The 17,832-nt window shown below is 74.6% G+C and carries 14 protein-coding genes; 7 read left to right on the top strand and 7 right to left on the bottom strand.

What is annotated here, in order from left to right:
* The first annotated feature begins 151 nt into the window (after positions 1-151).
* Together trxA and rho are read left to right on the top strand one after the other, a co-directional pair.
* On the top strand, positions 152-484 hold the full coding sequence (trxA, locus tag EIM47_RS14990) for a thioredoxin TrxA (RefSeq protein WP_019397840.1): 333 nt from the start codon (positions 152-154) through the stop codon (positions 482-484).
* A gap of 242 nt (positions 485-726) precedes the next feature.
* Positions 727-2,520: a transcription termination factor Rho gene (gene rho, locus EIM47_RS14995; RefSeq protein ID WP_028915179.1), complete on the top strand. Its 1,794-nt coding sequence runs from the start codon at positions 727-729 to the stop codon at positions 2,518-2,520.
* 87 nt (positions 2,521-2,607) lie between these two features.
* Here the strand turns inward: rho and EIM47_RS15000 are convergent, their stop codons facing one another.
* Positions 2,608-3,456, bottom strand: a complete 849-nt coding sequence (locus EIM47_RS15000) for an energy transducer TonB (RefSeq protein ID WP_240626255.1) — start codon at positions 3,454-3,456, stop codon at positions 2,608-2,610.
* A gap of 91 nt (positions 3,457-3,547) precedes the next feature.
* Positions 3,548-4,405 (bottom strand): hypothetical protein, encoded by an 858-nt coding sequence (locus EIM47_RS15005; RefSeq protein WP_083852370.1) that lies wholly within the window; start codon positions 4,403-4,405, stop codon positions 3,548-3,550.
* Between the two features lie 133 nt (positions 4,406-4,538).
* Here EIM47_RS15005 and EIM47_RS15010 point away from each other — a divergent pair, with 133 nt between their 5' ends.
* Positions 4,539-6,389, top strand: coding sequence for a monovalent cation:proton antiporter-2 (CPA2) family protein (locus EIM47_RS15010; protein WP_125077361.1), 1,851 nt, complete (start codon positions 4,539-4,541; stop codon positions 6,387-6,389).
* A 21-nt stretch (positions 6,390-6,410) separates the two neighbouring features.
* On the opposite strand, the gene EIM47_RS15015 is transcribed toward EIM47_RS15010, so the two are convergent.
* Both EIM47_RS15015 and EIM47_RS15020 read right to left on the bottom strand, forming a co-directional pair.
* The gene (locus EIM47_RS15015) at positions 6,411-9,725 is read right to left on the bottom strand and encodes an ankyrin repeat domain-containing protein (RefSeq protein ID WP_125077362.1); all 3,315 of its coding nucleotides are present in this window, start codon (positions 9,723-9,725) and stop codon (positions 6,411-6,413) included.
* Complete coding sequence (locus EIM47_RS15020; protein WP_019397279.1) at positions 9,718-9,975, bottom strand: YcgL domain-containing protein; 258 nt, start codon at positions 9,973-9,975, stop codon at positions 9,718-9,720. Before EIM47_RS15020 ends, EIM47_RS15015 begins: the two co-directional genes overlap by 8 nt.
* Positions 9,976-10,151: 176 nt before the next feature.
* Between EIM47_RS15020 and EIM47_RS15025 the strand changes: the two genes are divergently transcribed.
* The 4 genes from EIM47_RS15025 to EIM47_RS15040 all read left to right on the top strand — a co-directional run bounded on the left by EIM47_RS15025 (position 10,152) and on the right by EIM47_RS15040 (position 14,250).
* Positions 10,152-11,366: a beta-ketoacyl-[acyl-carrier-protein] synthase family protein gene (locus EIM47_RS15025; RefSeq protein WP_164514628.1), complete on the top strand. Its 1,215-nt coding sequence runs from the start codon at positions 10,152-10,154 to the stop codon at positions 11,364-11,366.
* Positions 11,363-12,148, top strand: a complete 786-nt coding sequence (locus tag EIM47_RS15030) for a beta-ketoacyl synthase chain length factor (protein ID WP_125077364.1) — start codon at positions 11,363-11,365, stop codon at positions 12,146-12,148. The genes EIM47_RS15025 and EIM47_RS15030 overlap by 4 nt, the downstream gene beginning before the upstream one ends.
* Positions 12,141-12,902: a glycosyltransferase family 2 protein gene (locus tag EIM47_RS15035; RefSeq protein ID WP_125077365.1), complete on the top strand. Its 762-nt coding sequence runs from the start codon at positions 12,141-12,143 to the stop codon at positions 12,900-12,902. Before EIM47_RS15030 ends, EIM47_RS15035 begins: the two co-directional genes overlap by 8 nt.
* Positions 12,903-12,984: 82 nt before the next feature.
* A complete protein-coding gene (locus EIM47_RS15040) occupies positions 12,985-14,250 on the top strand; it encodes a cation:proton antiporter (protein WP_037034817.1) in 1,266 nt (421 codons plus the stop codon).
* 10 nt (positions 14,251-14,260) lie between these two features.
* Here the strand turns inward: EIM47_RS15040 and fabG are convergent, their stop codons facing one another.
* The 3 genes from fabG to EIM47_RS15055 are packed head-to-tail and all read right to left on the bottom strand — an operon-like array spanning position 14,261 to position 17,826.
* The gene (fabG, locus tag EIM47_RS15045) at positions 14,261-14,998 is read right to left on the bottom strand and encodes a 3-oxoacyl-ACP reductase FabG (RefSeq protein WP_037034820.1); all 738 of its coding nucleotides are present in this window, start codon (positions 14,996-14,998) and stop codon (positions 14,261-14,263) included.
* A gap of 33 nt (positions 14,999-15,031) precedes the next feature.
* Positions 15,032-15,487, bottom strand: coding sequence for a phosphotransferase (locus tag EIM47_RS15050; RefSeq protein ID WP_125077366.1), 456 nt, complete (start codon positions 15,485-15,487; stop codon positions 15,032-15,034).
* Positions 15,484-17,826, bottom strand: a complete 2,343-nt coding sequence (locus tag EIM47_RS15055; RefSeq protein ID WP_125077367.1) for an MMPL family transporter — start codon at positions 17,824-17,826, stop codon at positions 15,484-15,486. Before EIM47_RS15055 ends, EIM47_RS15050 begins: the two co-directional genes overlap by 4 nt.
* Positions 17,827-17,832 lie beyond the last annotated feature (6 nt).

Here is a 17,832-nt window from a genome sequence, read left to right on the forward strand (position 1 = left end):
TCCCGGCCGCCGCACACTGCGCCGGCGCCGGGCCGCGCGGCCGTCGGTGGGACGGTGTAGCCCACTTGACATCTCCGCGGAACGCCCCAGTTTAACCCAAGCAGCCCCCCCGCCCTGCGTGGAGGGCATCCGCAATCCCACGGAGACCCAAGTGAACGACAAGGTGATGCATATCGGCGATGCCGATTTCGACAGCGCCGTGCTGCAATCCCAGGAACCGGTCCTGGTGGACTTCTGGGCCGAATGGTGCGGCCCGTGCAAGATGATCTCGCCGATCATCGACGAGCTCGCCGAGGCCTACGAGGGCCGCATGAAGGTGGCCAAGGTCAACATCGACCAGAACCGGGCCACGGCGATCAAGTACCACGTGCGCTCGATCCCGATGCTGCTGCTGTTCAAGGACGGCCAGGTCCAGGCGACCCAGGTCGGCGCGGTCGGCAAGGGCCAGCTGACCCAGATGATCGACAAGACCCTGGCGGCCTGAAGCCGCCGCGGCGGGCGGCCACGGCCGCCTGCCGCACGGGCCTGAACGCAGGCCCCGCCCGCCTCCCGCGGCGCTTGCCGCCGCCAGGAACCTGGTGCTAGTGTCGGCAGGTCCGGTCGCGCTGCGCGGCCGCCGTCCCGCCGGAACGTTGCCGCCGCAAGTCGCGCCAGGCCGGCGCACCCCACCCATGAGTCATCCGCCCGCTTCCGGGCGCTCGCATCTGCCAGCGAGGAATTCCAGTCTTGTCCGAGAACACCCAGCCTGAAGCGCCCGGGAGCGACGACGCACCCGCCGAGAAGCGCGCCCGCAAGCGCGTGGCCAAGCCCGCCGACGCCGCTGCCGGCGCCGCCGAATCCACCCCCGCCAACCCGCCGGTCCAGGCTGCGCTGCCGATGCCCTCGGCGCCGGCCGCTGCCGCTCCGGCGCCTGCCGCCCCGGCCCCGGCCCCGGCCGCCCAGGGCGGCGCCCAGAACGCGCCGCAGGCGGCCGAGTCCGCGCCGGCCCAGCAGCCGTCCGCCCCGCAGGGTGGCGGCCAGCAGGGCGCGCCGCAGAGCCAGAACGGCCAGAACGGCAACGGCGGCCAGGGCGGCAACGACGGCGGCGAGCGCGAGCAGCGCGAGGGCGGCGGCCGCAACCGCCGCGAGCGCTTCCGCAACCGCCGCGAACGCCAGCGCGAGCGCTTCCGCGAGGAAGGCGGCATGCAGGACGAGGGCGGCAACGGCGGCCAGCAGAACCCGCAGCGGCCGCAGCCGAGCGTGCCCGAGGGCTTCCCGACCTACACCCTCAGCGACCTCAAGCGCATGCCCGCGCACAAGCTGCTGGAGATCGCCGAGCAGCTGAACATCCACGAGGGCGTGGCCCGCGCGCGCAAGCAGGACGTGATCTTCGCCCTGCTGAAGGTGCTCACCCGCCACGGCGAGGGCGTGCAGGCCGACGGCGTGCTGGAGATCCTGCCGGACGGCTACGGCTTCCTGCGCAGCGCCGAGGCCAGCTACCTGGCCGGCCCGGACGACACCTACATCTCGCCCAGCCAGATCCGCCGCTTCAACCTGCGTACCGGCGACCACCTGTCCGGCCGCATCCGCTGGCCCAAGGACGGCGAGCGCTACTTCGCCCTGTCGGTGGTGGACACCATCAACGGCGAGCCGCTGGAGGCGAGCAAGAACAAGACCCTGTTCGAGAACCTGACCCCGCTGTTCCCGCGCCGGCGATTCCGGCTGGAGCGCGGCGACGGCTCGACCGAGGACATCACCGGCCGCATCCTCGACCTGATGGCCCCGCAGGGCAAGGGCCAGCGCTCGCTGATCGTCTCCCAGCCGAAGGCGGGCAAGACGATGATGATGCAGCAGATCGCCACCGCGATCACGACCAACCACCCGGACGTGCACCTGATCGTGCTGCTGATCGACGAGCGCCCGGAGGAAGTGACCGAGATGCAGCGCACCGTGCGCGGCGAGGTCATCTCCTCGACCTTCGACGAGCCGGCCGCGCGCCACGTGCAGGTCGCCGAGATGGTGATCGAGCGCGCCAAGCGCCTGGTCGAGCACAAGAAGGACGTGGTGATCCTGCTCGACTCGATCACCCGCCTGGCCCGCGCCTACAACAACGTGGTGCCGTCCTCGGGCAAGGTCCTGACCGGCGGCGTGGACGCCAACGCCCTGCACCGCCCGAAGCGCTTCTTCGGCGCCGCGCGCAACGTCGAGGAAGGCGGCTCGCTGACCATCATCGCCACCGCGCTGATCGACACCGGCAGCAAGATGGACGAGGTGATCTACGAGGAGTTCAAGGGCACCGGCAACTCCGAGGTGCACCTGAGCCGCCGCATCGCCGAGAAGCGCGTGTTCCCGGCCATCGACATCAACCGCTCCGGCACCCGCCGCGAGGACCTGCTGATCGAGCCGGAACTGCTGCAGAAGATCTGGATCCTGCGCAAGCTCCTGCACCCGATGGACGAGATCGGCGCGATGGAGTTCATGCTCGACAAGATGAAGAACACCAAGTCCAACGACGAGTTCTTCAGCTCGATGAAGCGCTGAAGGCCGCCCGCAAGGCGCAGCCAGGCAACACGGGAAGCCCCGCCACCGGCGGGGCTTCCTGTTTCCGTCCGGTGGCGCCGGACGGGCCTACAGGCCGCGGCCGGCCGGGGTCAGCATCACCCCGCTCCTGGCGCCCACCGCGTTCACGCTGCCACCGGCCATGGCCTCCAGCGGGCCGCCCTGTTCATCTTCCGGCACCCACGGCACCTTGCGCCGCGGGCCGGGCACGTAGGCCTGCCATTCGCCGTAGCGGTTGCGCTGGTCGAAGGTGAAGGCCAGCGGTACTCGCACCAGCCAGTACTCGCGCCCGGCCTCCGGCCCCTGGGTCGGCACGTTGAATTTCCAGCTGCGCGCGCCGCGCACGGCGGCGCGGGCGAAGATGTCGCGCCACTTGTCGGCATCGCGCTCGGGCAGGAAGTGCAGGTTGACCTGCTCGTCGGCGGCGTCCAGCACCTTGCCGTCGGGGCCGACCTTGAGCACCAGGTAGACCGTGGCCTCCACGCCGATCTCGGCGGCCGCCTCCGGGTACGGCGGCGGCGGCATCCGCGCCGCCGCCAGGTCGTAGCCACCGCCCTTCTCGACGGGGGTGAAGCTGGCCGCCTGCAGGACGATGCGCATGCCGCCGTCCGCGCTGGGCCTGGCCACCAGGTACAGGCCCATGCGGTTGCGCAGCGCCACCGGCTTGCCGTCCACCATCGGTGGGTCGAATTCCCAGCGCGCGATATGGAAATCCAGGAACCGGCGCACCTCGGCCGGCAACCGGTTGGCGCCGGTGAGTTCGTACTCCAGCGGCTTGCCTTCCGGTCCCACCACGATCGTGCCGGCGACATGGATGCCGGCTTCCGCCTCGGCCTGGCCCGGCGCCGGCTTCCTCGCCCCCAGCGCCACCGCACTGACCGCCCACAGGACACACACCAACCACCACGGACTGCGCATGTTCTCCCCTCCCCTTGGGCCTCCCCTTTGGGCCCCGGCGGAGTCTAGCGCCGTCGCGGCGTCGTCGCCGCAGGGCAGACCGCGGGGCGGATCAGCCCCCGGCCTGGGCGACCAGCTTCAGCTGGCCGGGCGCATCCGCCACGTGCAGGGTGTTGCCGGCCAGCGACTCCAGTGGCTGGCGGACGTCGGCTTCCCCGAACCAGTCGACCTGGCGCCACGGCCCGACGACGTAGGCCTGCCACTTGCCGTACTGGTCGCCGGCGCCGGGCAGGGCGGACGGGATGTAGTGCACCGGGACGCGCAGCCGCCAGTACGGGAGCCCGGCGAGCTCGCCGCGGGTCGGCGGCTGGAACGTCCATGCGCGCGCCGCGCGCAATGCGTTGCGGGCGAACAGGTCGCGCCATTTCCCTTCGCTGCCCGCGTCGGGAATGAAATGCAGGTTGACCTGCTCGTCCACCGCCTCCACCACCTTGCCGTCGGGGCCGATCCTGAGCGCGACGTAGACCACGGCGCCGCCCCCGTCGCCGGCCGCCAGGGCCGCGCGGGGATACTCCGGCGGGATCAGCCTGCGCCTGCGCAGTTCGTATTCGGTGTCCCGGGCCGCCGGCCGGAACGAGACGCTTCCCAGTTCGAGGCGCATGCCCTCGCCCTCGGGCACCGCCCTGAGGTGGATGTCCATGAGGTTGTCCAGGGCCACCGCGCGGCCCTCCAGCATCGGCGGCTCGAACTGCCAGCGCGGGATATGCAGGTCCAAGAACCGGCGGACCCCGGCCGGCAGCCGGTCCGGATCCTTCAGCTGGTACTCGCTGGGCTTGCCGTCGGGCCCGACGACGATCCGGCCGGAAACCAGCATGCCGGCTTCGACCTGCGGCTCGCCGCCGCCCTCCGCCGCCAGCGCCAGGCCCGCAACCACCCAGAGCACGACTGCCCACCACCATGGACTGCGCATGTGGATCCCTCCCTTGGACCGGCGGCGAGGCTAGCACAGGCCCGTGCCGAACCGCCCGCGCGCACCGCGGACAGCGGCCAGTCACGTCCGGCCGCCCACGCGGCGCCATCCGCGGCGATAATCGGGCCAATCGATGGACGGCACCTTGCCCGGCAACCTGAGTTTCGAACTGGCGCTGGTGCTGCTGGCGGCTGCGATCGCGGTCGTGCCGCTGTTCCGCCGGCTGGGCCTGGTGGCGGTGCTGGCCTACCTGGCCACCGGCGTGCTGCTGGGGCCGCACGGGGTGGGCGCGGTCAGCGACCCGGAGCGGATCCTGGGCGCGTCCGAGCTGGGCGTGATCATGCTGCTGTTCGTGATCGGCCTGGAGGTGTCCCCCGCGCGCCTGGGCCTGCTGCGGCGGCCGGTGTTCGGCGCCGGGGGCGCCCAGGTGTTCGTGTCGGCGCTGTTCCTGGGCGCGGCCCTGTTCTTCTACGGCGTGCACTGGAAGGGCGCGCTGGTGGCCGGCCTCGGCCTGGCCCTGTCCTCCACCGCGGTGGGCCTGCAGATGCTGGGCGAGCGCCGCGAGCTGGGCAGCGACCACGGCCAGCTGGCATTCGCGATCCTGCTGTTCCAGGACCTGGCGGCGATCCCGCTGCTGGCGGTCATCCCGCTGCTGGGGGGTGTCAAGGACGAGAGCCTGACCTGGGCCATGGTCGGGCACGCGCTGGGCGCGCTGGCGCTGGTGTGGTTCGGCGGGCGCCTGCTGATGCGGCGCGGGCTCAAGGTGGTGGCCAGCATCCGCACCCCGGAAGTATTCACCGCCACCGCCCTGCTGGCGGTGCTGGGCAGTGCCTGGATCATGCAGCAGGCCGGGCTGAGCCCCGGCCTGGGCGCGTTCATCGCCGGCGTGCTGCTGGCCGACTCGGAGTACCGGCACGAGCTGGAATCGCAGATCGAGCCGTTCAAGGGCCTGCTGCTGGGCCTGTTCTTCATCGCCGTGGGCATGGGCATCGACCTGGACCGGATCGTCGCCGAGCCCTGGCTCATCGCCGCCGGCGTGGGCCTGCTGCTGGTGGTGAAGTTCGGCGTGCTGCTGGGCATCGGCAAGGTGGCGCGGCTGCAGCCCGGGCACGGCCTGCTGCTGGGCGGCACCCTGTGGCTGGGCGGCGAGTTCTCTTTCGTGGTGTTCCACGAGGCGCTGCGCGTGCGCCTGCTCACCACCGCCGAGTACGACCGTCTGGCGGCGGTGGTCGGTGTGTCGATGGCGCTGATGCCGCTGCTGCTGATGGCGCTGGACCGCTACCTGCACCGGCGGCGCGAGGAGCAGCCGCCGGCGCCGGCGCCGCAGTACGACAGCGCCGCGCCCGGGGTCGAGAAGCCGCAGGTGCTGATCGCCGGGGTCGGCCGCTTCGGCCAGATCGTGGCGCGGGTGCTGGCGGCGCAGAAGATCCCGTACGTGGCCCTGGACCGCAGTCCGCAACGGGTGGAGGACGTGCGCCGCAGCGGCGGCCGCATCTTCTACGGCGACCCCACCCGCTCGGACCTGCTGCGCGCCGCCGGCGCCGAGCACGTCAAGGTGTTCGTGATCTGTGCCGACGAGCCGGAGACCACGCTGCAGGCGGTGCGCCTGATCCGCCGCCAGTACCCGCAGGCGCGGGTGCTGGCGCGCGCGCGCGACCGCCAGCACGCCTGGCGGCTGATGGACCTGGGCACCGAGCCCTACCGCGAACTGCTGGGCACCAGCCTGGAAGTGGCCGGGCGGGTGCTGTGCGAGCTGGGCATGCCCGAAGCGCAGGCGGCCGAGCACGTGCGCCGCTTCCGCGCCCACGACGAGGCCCTGCTGCAGGAGCAGTACCTGGTCTACGACGACGAGGACGCGCTCAAGCGCAGTGCGCAGCAGGCACGCGCCGAGCTGGTGCGGCTGTTCGAGGCCGATGCCGGGGACCCGGCGGTCAGCCGTCCGGCGCAGGACGCGCCGCCGGCCCCGCCCTCCGACAGGGACTGAGCCGCGGCCTTGCCGGCGCGCTCAGTTGCGCGGCTGGTTGAGGAAGCGCGCCATCGACACCCCGGTGGCCTGGTGCGCGGGCACGAACTCGGCGGCCACGTCGACGAAGCCGCGCATCACCGCGATGTCGCGCGGGGTGCGGTTGAGGGTGTCGCGCAGGTCCGGGTCGGCGCCGGCGCGCAGCAGGCGCTGGACCACCGCGCGCAGGCCGTGCAGCGCCGCCAGGTGCAGCGGGCCGAAGCCGCGCGGGTCCTGCGCGTCCAGCGACACGTCCTCCTCCAGCAGGCGCTCCAGGCCGGCCAGGACCACGTTCTCGTCGCAGGCGCTGCCGGGCTCGGCGCGCGCGCCCAGCAGCAGCAGCAGCGGGGTGACCCCGCCGGCGGCCGGCTGGTCGGGCTCGGCACCGGCCAGCAGCAGGGTGTCCAGCAGCGCCAGCAGGCGCGGGCGGTCGCGCCCGGTGAAGCCGTACAGCGCGGCGCAGTGCAGCGGCGCCAGGCCCTGGCTGTCGCCGGCGGAGATATCGGCGCCGGCGGTGAGCAGGCGCGCGGCCACGTCGGCCAGGCCCAGGGCCGAGGCCAGCATCAGCACGGTGACCCCGCCCGGCAGGCGGTGCTCGAGGTCGGCGCCGGCATCCAGCAGGGCCGAGACGATGCCCAGCTGGCGCATGCTCACCGCCGCCGACAGCGGGGTGGCGCCGCTGTTGGCGGCGTGCTGCGGATTGGCGCCGCGCGCCAGCAGCAGGTCCACCACCGCGGCATGGCCGCCGCCGGCGGCGCGCAGCAGGCCGGTGCAGCCCTGGGCGTCGGTGGAGTCGACCGCGAAGCCCAGGTCCAGCAGGCGGCGCACCGCGTCGGCGTCGCCGGCCATCGCCGCGGCCGGGACGTCGGCCGGGCGCAGCGGGCGCCCGGGCAGCTGCCAGCCGCGCCAGTCCAGCCAGTCGGCCAGGTCGCGGCGGCCGCTGGCCAGGGCCACGCCCAACGGGGTCTGGCCATCGGCGGCACGCGCCTCCGGCGAGGCACCCTGGGCGACCAGGCGCAGCAGCGCCGATTCGCGGCCCAGCGCAGCGGCCAGGTGCAGGGCGGTCATGCCGTGGCTGTCGCGGGCCTCGCGGTCCACGCCGGCGTCCAGCAGGGCGTCCAGCAGGCGCAGCCAGCCCAGGCGCACGGCCAGGGACAGCGCCGGGTCGCCCGCCGGCGAGGGCGCGAACGGATCGGCGCCGGCGCCGAACAGTTCCAGCGCCAGCTGTTCGTGGCCGCGGGCGGCCTCGTCGCGCTGCACGCAGGCGGCGAGGAAGCGGGCCAGGCCGCCGGCGCCGGCCGGCGAGGCACCGTGGCGCAGCAGCAGCTGGATCGCGGCGGCGGCCTCGCCGCCGCGGCCGAGCAGGGCCGACAGCACGGTATGGCCGTCGACCAGGATTTCCGGATCGGCGCCCTGCTCCAGCAGCCAGGCCAGCGCTTCCGGGCGGGCCTGCAGCTCGCGCTCGTGCAGCAGCCCGCCCAGTTCGGCCGGGCTGCACAGCCGTGCCAGCGCCGGCAGGCCGTCCATGCGCCCGGCCAGCAGGCCTTCGCGCAGCAGCGCCAGCGGCGGGCGCGCATCGGCCTCGGCCGGCGCGGCGGCCACGCTGTCGGCCACCGCCAGCGGCAGCGGGTAGCCCGGGTCGAGCGCGGCCACGATCGCCCAGCGCCCGGCCTCGGCGGCGGCGTCCACCGCGCGGCGGCCGCTGGCATCGGGCACCGCCGGATCCACGCCGGCCTGCAGCAGGCGCCGCACCAGCGGCAGCGAAGGCTGCTCGGCACTGGCCGCCAGCAGCAGCGCGTTGCGCCCGGAGGCGTCCACCGCGGCCACGTCGACCCCGATCGCCAGCAGCTGTTCCAGCACCTCGGCGTGCTGGCCGCGCGCGGCCTCCAGCCAGGGCGTGCGCCCGGCCTCGTCGGCGCGGTGCGGATCGGCGCCGGCGGCCAGCAGCGCCGCCACGATCCCGGCGTGGCCGGCCAGCGCGGCCTCGTGCAGGGCGGTGCGCCCGCCGCGGCCGGTGGCGCCCACCCGCGCCTTGAACTTCAGCAGCAGCTGCACCCCGGCCGGATCGTCCTCGTCGCCGCCGGCCGCGGCCAGCAGCGCCGGCTGGCCACCGGGCGGCTCGGGCCGGGCGCCGCGTTCGAGCAGGAACTTGGCCAGGCGCCAGTTGCCGGCGGCGCAGGCCACGCCCAGCGGCGACAGGCCGTCGTTGTTGAGCGCCTCCAGCTCGGCGCCGGCGTCGCGCAGCAGCGCGGCCACGCCGGGGTCGGTGCTGCGCGCGGCATGGTGCAGCGGGGCATTGCCTTCGGCGTCGCGGGCGCGCGGGTCGGCGCCGTTGGCCAGCAGGGTCATCACCGCCTCGGGGCGGCCGTGCCAGCTGTCGCGGGTGGCGGCCAGCAGCGGGCCGGTGCCGCCGGGCGGGTTGAGGTCGACGCCCTGGGCAATCAGCGCGCGCAGCAGGCGCAGGTCCGGCAGCACCGCGGCCAGCACCGCCAGGCTGCGGCGGTCGCGTTCATCCTCCGGCGGCGGCGCATGCGGGTCGGCACCGGCCTCCAGCAGCTGCAGGGCCTGGTCGACGCGGCCGGCGCGGGCGGCGGCGTACAGCGCCTCGGCCAGCGCGGCCGGATCTTCCGGTGCCGGCGGCAGCGGCTCCGGTTCGGCCTGCAGCAGGGTCGCGGCGAGGAAATCCAGCGGCGCGGCGCGCTCGACCGGGGCCGGGGTGCGCTGCAGCCACAGGTGCAGCGGGATCCCGGCCAGGGCCCAGGCCGCGGCCAGGCCCCAGCGCGTGGCCGGGGCCAGCAGCTGCGGCCAGGCCAGCAGCAGCCAGCCGCCCAGCACCAGGGCGATGGCCAGCGCTGCACCCAGCCCGGACCAGGTATCGGCCTGCTGCTGCGGCAGCCGGCGCCAGGACGCGCCCGGCGCGGCGCCCTCGCCCTCCACGGCGCGCCACACCGGCCAGGTGCGCCACAGTGCGAGCACCAGCAGGGCCGCCATCAGGCTGGTGCCCAGCGCGGCGCCGAGGCTGGCGTGGGCACGCAGCGCCTGCAGCGGCCAGGCCAGCAGCAGCGCCGCCAGGGCCAGCCCGGCGCCCCAGGCCAGCAACGGCCCCGGCAGCGCGGCCGGCAGTGCGCGCGGACTGGCCGGCAGCGCGCGGGTACCGCGCCACCACGACAGGCCCGCGGCCAGCAGCGCCTGCGCCAGCAGGCCGGCGACCACCGCGACCGCGCCGCCGAAACCGGCCAGCGCTGCCAGCAGCACGCCGGCCGCGAGCAGGAACGCGGCCAGCAGCGGGCGGGCGGGACGGGAAACGGGCTCAGCCATGGGCCGCGTCCGGGGTACCGGGGACCGGCGGGAACTGGATGTGGAAGCCCTGCGCGGCCAGGTTGGCGCGCACGACCGCGGCGTCGGCCCGCGCCAGGCGGCGCTCCGGGGTCAACGCGACCTCGAGGACGAATTCCAGCTGGCCAAGGCCCTGCGCCACCGCCGCGGGCAGGCGCGAGAACCCGTCGCGTTCGGCCAGGAATACGTAGGTGTCTGCTCGGCGGCGGCTCTTGTAGACGTAGGCTTGCATGCGCGCGGTCGCGCCCGGCCCCGGGGGAAACGTAAGAACCTCGGGATTGTGGAGGAAATGTCGCAGGTGCGGAAGCGCGGCAATGCCTGGGGCGTCGTTCATCCTGGTGAAGCCGGCCGGCACGCGGCGGCAACAGGCGCAGTGGCTATACTCCCGCGCCTCCTGCCCGCCAGTCGCTGCCCTTGCTCACGCACTCCCGTCCGGCGCCCGTCGCGCCCGTGGCCATCACCGCCTTCACCACCACCACCGCGCTTGGCGCCGGGCTGCAGGCGCAGCACGAGGCGCTCGTGCAGCGCCGTGGCGGACTGCGCCGCAACGACCTGCCGGGGCGGCCGCTGGAGTGCTGGATCGGCCGGGTCGAGGGCGTGGAAACGGTGGAACTGCCGGCGGCGCTGGAAGGCTGGCAGTCGCGCAACCACCGCCTGGCCTGGCTGGGCCTGCAGCAGGACGGCTTCCTCGAGGCCGCGCGCGAGGCCGTGGCGCGCCATGGTGCGGCGCGGGTGGCGGTGGTGATCGGCACTTCCACCTCCAGCATCGGCGAAACCGAGGAGGCCTATACCCGGCTGGAGGACGGCCGCTTCCCGGCCGACCTGGCGCGGCTGAAGGTGCACTGCCCGGACGCCGCCTCCGGTTTCGTGGGCGCGGCCACCGGCGCCGCCGGCCCGACCCTCACCGTGGCCACCGCCTGCTCCTCCAGCGCCAAGGTGTTCGCCCATGCCGCGCGCCTGATGCAGGCCGGCCTCGCCGATGCAGCCATCGTCGGCGGCGTGGACACCCTGTGCGGCAGCGTGCTGTACGGCTTCAACGCGCTGCAGCTGGTCTCGGCGCAGCCCTGCCGGCCGTTCAACGCCGCGCGCGACGGTTTGTCGCTGGGCGAGGCCGCCGGCTTCGCCCTGCTCGAACGCCAGGCCGAACCCGCCCGCGTGCGCGCCTGGCTGTCCGGCTACGGCGAATCCTCCGACGCCTACCACATGTCCTCGCCGCACCCGGAAGGCCTGGGCGCGCGGCGGGCGATGCAGGACGCGCTGGCGCGTGCCGGCCTGGCGCCGGACGACATCGGCTACCTGAGCCTGCACGGCACCGCCACCCCGGCCAACGACAGCGTCGAGGCGGCGGCGGTGGCGGCGCTGTTCCCGCCAACCCTGCATGCCAGCTCGACCAAGGGCTGGACCGGCCATACCCTCGGCGCGGCCGGCATCGTCGAGTCCGCGTTCGCGCTGCTGGCGCTGGAGCACGGGCTGTTGCCGGGCACCCTCAACAGCGCCGTGCCCGACCCGGTGTGCGGCCCGCAGATCCGTTTCGACAATGCCCGCGCCGACATCGCCCATGCGATGAACAACGCCTTCGGCTTCGGCGGCAACAACTGTTCGCTGGTGTTCTCGCGCCCATGACCACGCCCCTCACCGCCGCGATCGAAGGCATCGGCCTGTGGGCCCCGGGCGTCCCGTCCTGGGAGGCCTTCGTCGGCCTGCACCGCGGCGCCGGGGCGCCGGAAGCGGCGCCCGCGCGGCCGGCACCCACGCTGCTGCCGCCCAACGAGCGCCGGCGCGCGCCGGACACGGTGCTGGTCGCGCTGCAGGCGGCCCAGGCCGCGTGCGAGGCCGCCGGCCGCGACCCGGCCAGCCTGCCCTCGGTGTTCACCTCCACCTACGGCGAGCTGGCGATCACCGACAACATGTGCGCCACCCTGGCGCGCGCCCCCACCGAGGTCTCGCCGACCCGCTTCCACAATTCCGTGCACAACGCCGCCGCCGGCTACTGGACCATCGGCACCGGGGCGATGGAGCCGGCCACCGCGATCAGCGCCGGCCAAGCCAGCTTCGCCATGGGCCTGGTGGAGGCCCTGGCCCAGCTGGAAGCCGGCGCGCCGGCGGTGCTGCTGGTCGCCTACGACGGCACGGCGGTCGGTCCGCTGCACGACGTGCTCGGCAGCGAGGGCCTGCTCGGCATGGCCCTGGTCCTGGCCCGTCCCGGCGGCAACGACCGCCTGCAGCTGCGACTGGACCCGGACGCCGGGGCGGCGCCGGTAGCGCCACGGTGCGGCATCGCCGCGCGCAATGCGATGGCCCCGGCGGCGCTGGCGCTGGCCGAGGCGCTTGCCGGCACGCATGGCACCACCGCCCTGCCGCTGGGCGAGGGCCGCGGACTGCGGATCGGACTGGCCCATGGCTGACCCGCGTACCACTCCGGTCGTGATCCCGGCGCTCAACGAAGCGCTGCGCATCCGCGACGTCGTCACCCAGACCCTGGCGCACTGCCCATGGGTGATCGTGGTCGACGACGGCTCCACCGACGGCACCGCCGAGCGCCTGCGCGACCTGCCGGTGACCGTGCTGCGCCACGGCCTGCGCCGCGGCAAGGGCGCGGCCCTGCGCACCGGTTTCGCCGAGGCGCTGGCGCGTGGCGCCACCGGGGTGCTGACCATCGACGGCGACGGCCAGCACGACCCCTCCGACCTGCCGCGCCTGCTGGCCGCGGCGGCGCGCCACCCCAACCACATCATCATCGGCGCGCGCCTGCGCCACCGCGCCGCGGCCCCACGCCTGCGGCGCATGGCCAATGCCTTCGGCGACTGGGGCGTGAGCTGGGGCGCCGGCTACCGCATCGCCGACAGCCAGAGCGGCCAGCGCTACTACCCGGCGGCGGTGGTCGCGCTGCAGGACGTGCCCGGCGAGGACTTCGTGTTCGAGGCGCAGCTGCTGATCTCCGCCTCGCGCCAGCTGGGCATCCGCAGCGTGGCGGTGCCGGTGGAGACCCGCTACCGCGGCCAGGACGGCGGCCCGCTGCGGCGCAGCCATTTCCGCCCGCTGCGCGACCTGTACCGGATCACCTCGCACGTGGCGCGCCAGGTGCTGGCCCATGGCGACGTGTGGCGCGAGTATGCGCGGGTGCGCGCCCAGGTGCCGCAGATCGACACCACTCCCTGAAGCGGACCGTTTCACGGCCAACCGTGTTTGGCCCGCGGCCGCGTGCGGGCTATAAGGGCCTGTCCGCGCACGGGGAGTAGCGATGACGGGGTTGCTGCTGTTCCAGATCGCCATCGTCCTGGTGGCCGCACGGGCCTGCGGCGTGCTGCTCGCGCGCCTGGGCCAGCCGCCGGTGATCGGCGAGATGGCCGCCGGCATCCTGCTGGGCCCGGTGGTGTTCGGCGCGGCCATGCCCGAACTGCACGCCGCGCTGTTCCCGGCCGCCTCGCTGCCCGGGCTGTCGGCGCTGGCAACCCTGGGCCTGGTGCTCTTCATGTTCGTCATCGGCGTGGAGATGCGCGCGCCGGAAGGCGCGCGTGCGCAGGTGCTGGCCGCGGCGCGGGTGGCCGGGCTGTCGGCGCTGCTGCCGTTCCTGCTGGCGCTGGCGGCGGCGCCGCTGCTGCACGGGATGCTGGCGCCGGAAGGCGTGGCCTTCTGGCCGTTCGCGCTGTACCTGGGCGTGGCCCTGTCGGTGACCGCGTTCCCGGTGCTGGCGCGGATCCTCAAGGACCGGCGCATGCAGCACACCGCGGTCGGGCGGCTGGCGCTGTCGGCGGCGGCGCTGCTGGACGTGGGCGCATGGATCGCGCTGGCGCTGCTGGTGGCGCTGACCGGCGGCGACGGCTATGCCGGCCTGGCCCGCACCCTGGCCGGCCTGGCCCTGCTGCTGGTGCTGGTGTTCGGCCTGCTCAAGCCGCTGTTCGCGGCGATGCTGCGCCGGCATGCCAGCGATGGCCGCCCATCCGGCACGGTGCTGGCGGCGCTGCTGGTGGGCCTGTTCGCCTGCGCCGCGGCCACCGAGTGGCTGCAGCTGCACGCGGTATTCGGCGCGTTCCTGTTCGGCGCCTGCCTGCCGCGCGACGACCGCCTGATGCACGCCCTGGTCGAGCGCATCGAGCACCTGGCCCTGGTCCTGCTGATGCCGCTGTTCTTCGCCGTGGCCGGCATGGGCACCACCGCCGACGCGTTCACCGCCACCGGCGCCGGGGCGCTGCTGCTGATCCTCGGCGTGGCGGTGCTGGGCAAGCTCGCCGGCGGCGGCCTGGGCGCGCGCCTGTCCGGCTATCCGCTGCGCGACAGCCTGGCGGTGGGTTCGCTGATGAACGCGCGCGGCATGATCGAGCTGATCGTGATGAAGGTCGGCCTGGATGCCGGCCTGATCGGCCCGGAGCTGTTCACCCTGCTGTTGCTGGTGGCGCTGTGCACCACGCTGATGACCGGGCCGCTGCTGGCCCTGCTGGCGCGGCGCGATGCGCGCGCCGGGGTGGAGGCCGCGGCGGCCACGCCGCAGGACGGGGGCGGCACCTGAGGGCAGGCCTTCAGCCCATGCCGCCGTTGACCCCGATCACCTGGCCGTTGACGTAGCCGGCCGCCTCCGAGCACAGGAAGGCGACCAGCGCCGCCACTTCCTCCGGGCGCCCGGCGCGCGCGGCCGGCACCATCTGCCGGATCGCCTCGGGGCTGAACGTGCCGGCGGTCATCGAGCCTTCGATCACGCCCGGCGCCACGACGTTCACCGTGATCCCGCGGCTGCCCATCTCCCGCGCCAGCGACTTGCTGGCGCCGTGCAGCGCGGCCTTGGCCGCGGCGTAGTTGGTCTGGCCGCGGTTGCCCAGCACCGCCGCCACCGAGGACACGCTGACGATCCGGCCCCAGCGCCCGCGCGCCATCGGCAGCAGCAGCGGCCGGGTGACGTGGAAGAAGCCGTGCAGGGAGACGTCGATCACCCGCTGCCACTGCGCAGCGCTCATCCCGGCCATGGGCGCGTCGTCGTGGATGCCGGCGTTGTTGACCAGCACGTCGATCCGGCCCTCGGCCAGCAGGGCCTCGATCGCCGCGCCGGTGGCGGCGCCGTCGGCCACGTCGAAGGCCACCGCCCGGGCGCTGCCGCCGCGTTCGCGGATCGCCGCGGCCACCGCCTCGGCGCGGGCCAGGTTGGTATTGGCGTGGACGATCACCGCCATGCCGGCATCGGCCAGGGCATGGCAGATCGCGCCACCGATGTCGCCGCTGCCGCCGGTGACCAGGGCGCGGCGCTTGGGAGTCGTCAGGTCCATCGCGGCATTTTGCCAGCGCGCGCGGCGCTGGCGTCAGCCACCGGCCAGCGCGCTGCCGAGCATGGCCGCGGCGCGACCGCTGGCGATGACCTGGCCGCCATGCAGGATGCGGAACGCATACTGCTGGCTGGCCTCGCTGGCGGCCAGCAGTTCCGCCTCGCATTCCAGCGCCCCGGGCAGGTCATCGATGCGGGCAACCGCCAGTTCGATCCCGTGCAACGCCACCAGCACGCCCGGCGCGGCGCGCCCCCCTTCCGTGCCGGCCAGCAGTCCGCCATGCACGGCCATGGCCTGGGCGCCGTACTCGCACAGCGCCAGCGCCGGCAGGCGTCCACGCGCGCGCAGCGGATGCGCCGGATCGCGGTGGTTCCAGGCGCGCACGCGGATGCTGCGCGCGTCCCAGGCCAGCACTTCGTCCCACAGGCACATCGCACCCTGGTGGGGCACCAGGGCGAGGATGCCCGCGCGGCCGGGCAACGGTCGGTTCATCGGGTTTCCTCCGCGGGGCTGCGCGCCACCAGCACCGCCAGCACGAAGTTGCCGACCACGCCCAGGGCCACGGTACTGCCGATCGCGCGCAGCACCGGGATCGAGGACAGCGCCAGCAGGCCAAACACCAGGGCGGTGGTCAGGCTGCACACGATCACCGCGTGCAGGGTGCGCAGCTGGTCGGCGCGGTCGTCGCCGGCATGGTCGAAGAACAGGGCGTAGTCCAGGCCCAGGCCGGCGGCGAGGATCAGCGAGACCAGGTGGAACAGGTTCAGCTCGACGCCGCAGCCGCGCAGCACGGCCAGGATCAGCAGGGTGGTCAGGGCCATCGGCGCCAGCACCCGCAGCACGCGGCGGCGGTCGCGCAGCGCGGCCACGACCACGCCGGCCAGCAGCAGCGCCGCCACCGCCAGCGCGCCCAGCAGGCGCAACCGCCACTGCGCCACCAGCGATTCGGAGGCCTGCTTGAGGTCCAGCAGCTGCGCGCCCGTGCCGGCCACTGCATCGGCCACGGCCTGCGGATCGGCAAGGCCCGACAGCGACACCAGCGCGGTGGCGTGGTCCTCGCCACGCACCAGCAGGCCGCCGACCGCCAGTTCCAGCGGCGTGCCGGCCAGGTCGTCCACGCCCAGCGGCGGCGCAGCGCGGGCGGCGGCCACGTCCCCGAGGAAGGGCTCGAAGGCATCGGGCAGGAACGGCGAACCGTCCAGTGCCTCTTCCAACGAGGCGCGCAGCGTGTCCGCGTCGGGCAGTCGCGCCTGGCGCGCACGTTGCAGGGCGGCGCTGGGCAGGTAGCGCGCTGCCAGGTCGTAGCCGGCCAGCACGCCGCGTGCCTGCAGTTCCCGCAGCGCGGGCAGCAACTGCTCGGAGCGCTGCAGCGCGCTTTCCACGTCCACGTCCTGGATCGCCAGCATGTAGCGCACGTCCGGCGCCCCCAGCTCGGCGCGCAACTGCGCGTCGCGCTGCAGGTCGGCCGGCGGCACCGGGGTCAGGCGCGACAGGTCGTTCTCCCAGAACGGACCAGGCGCGAACAGCGCCACCGCCGCGGCGGCGACCGCCAGCGCGGCCAGGCTGCGGCGCGGACGCGGCAGGTTGGCGAGGCCGCGCCAGAGGCGTGCCAGGCGTGCCGAATCGGCCGGGTCGCGGCGCGCCGGCGTCACCAGCCGCGGCAGCAGCCAGCGGGTCGAGGCGGCGGCCACGCCCAGGCCGGCGATGGTGAACACCGCCAGCTGCTGCAGGCCCTGCACGCCGGAGAACAGGAAGGTCGCGTAGGCGATGCAGGTGGCCAGCACGCCGGTGACCAGGGTCGGCCACAGCGCGCGCACGCTGGCCACCGGCGATTGTCCGGGACGCAGGTGGCTGAAGAAGTGGATCGGATAGTCCTGGGCCACGCCGATGAGGGTGAAGCCGAAGGCCACGGTGATGCCGTGCACGCCGTCGAACAGCAGTGCCACCGCCCCCAGGCCAGCCAGGCCGCCACTGGCCAGCGGCAGCGCGCCCAGCAGCGGGATGCTCCAGCGCCGGTAGGCCAGGCCCAGCAACAGCAGCAGGCCGACGGTGTCGACCGTGCCGATCCACGAGACCTCGCGCTCGGTGCGCTCGCGGATGGCCACGGCGAAAGCGCCGGGGCCGCTCATCTCCAGCCGGGTCGCCGCGCCTTCGGGGCGGCTGGCTTCGAACGCGGCCTGGATTGCCGCCACCGCCGCCTGCTGGGCGGCGCTGTCGAAGCCGGCGGCGGTGGTCTGCACCAGCAGCAGGGCCCGTTCCCCGGCCTGGTCGAACCACACGCCGTGGCGGCGCCGGGGCGCCTGCGCCGGCTGCCAGGCCTCGGCCAGGCGCAGGATTTCCAGGGTGGGGTCGGAGGGCAGCAGCGGCTCGACCAGGTCGGCCGCCGGCGAACCAAGGTCCTGCAGCCGCTGCTCCAGTTCCTCGCGCAGCGTCCCCGCATCCAGCGACTGCGCCTGCGGCGCGGGCGAGAGCAGGTAGCGGTACGGGCGCAGGCCTTCGGGCACTGCCTCCAGGCCGGCGTCCTCGCCGTTGGCGACCAGCGCGATCCCGGGCCGCGCGGCCAGCTCCACCACCAGCGCGCGCGAATGCGCGGCCAAAGTCCCGTCGTCGGCGCCGGACAGGGCCAGCAGCAGCAGGCGCGAGCCCGGGCCCTCGCCCAGCTCGTCCACCAGCAGCACCTGCGCCGGCGTGCGCGGGCTGGGCAGGAAGCGGCGCAGGTCCTCCTCCATCCGCAGTCCACGCGACAGCAGCCAGCCGCCCAGCGCCAGCAGCGCCACCCAGCCCAGCAGCAGGGCCAGGCGCGCGCGGCCGCGCGGTTCGCGGAAACCCATGCGCGC

This window comes from Pseudoxanthomonas sp. SGT-18 (assembly GCF_003931645.1).
Lineage (GTDB): Bacteria > Pseudomonadota > Gammaproteobacteria > Xanthomonadales > Xanthomonadaceae > Pseudoxanthomonas.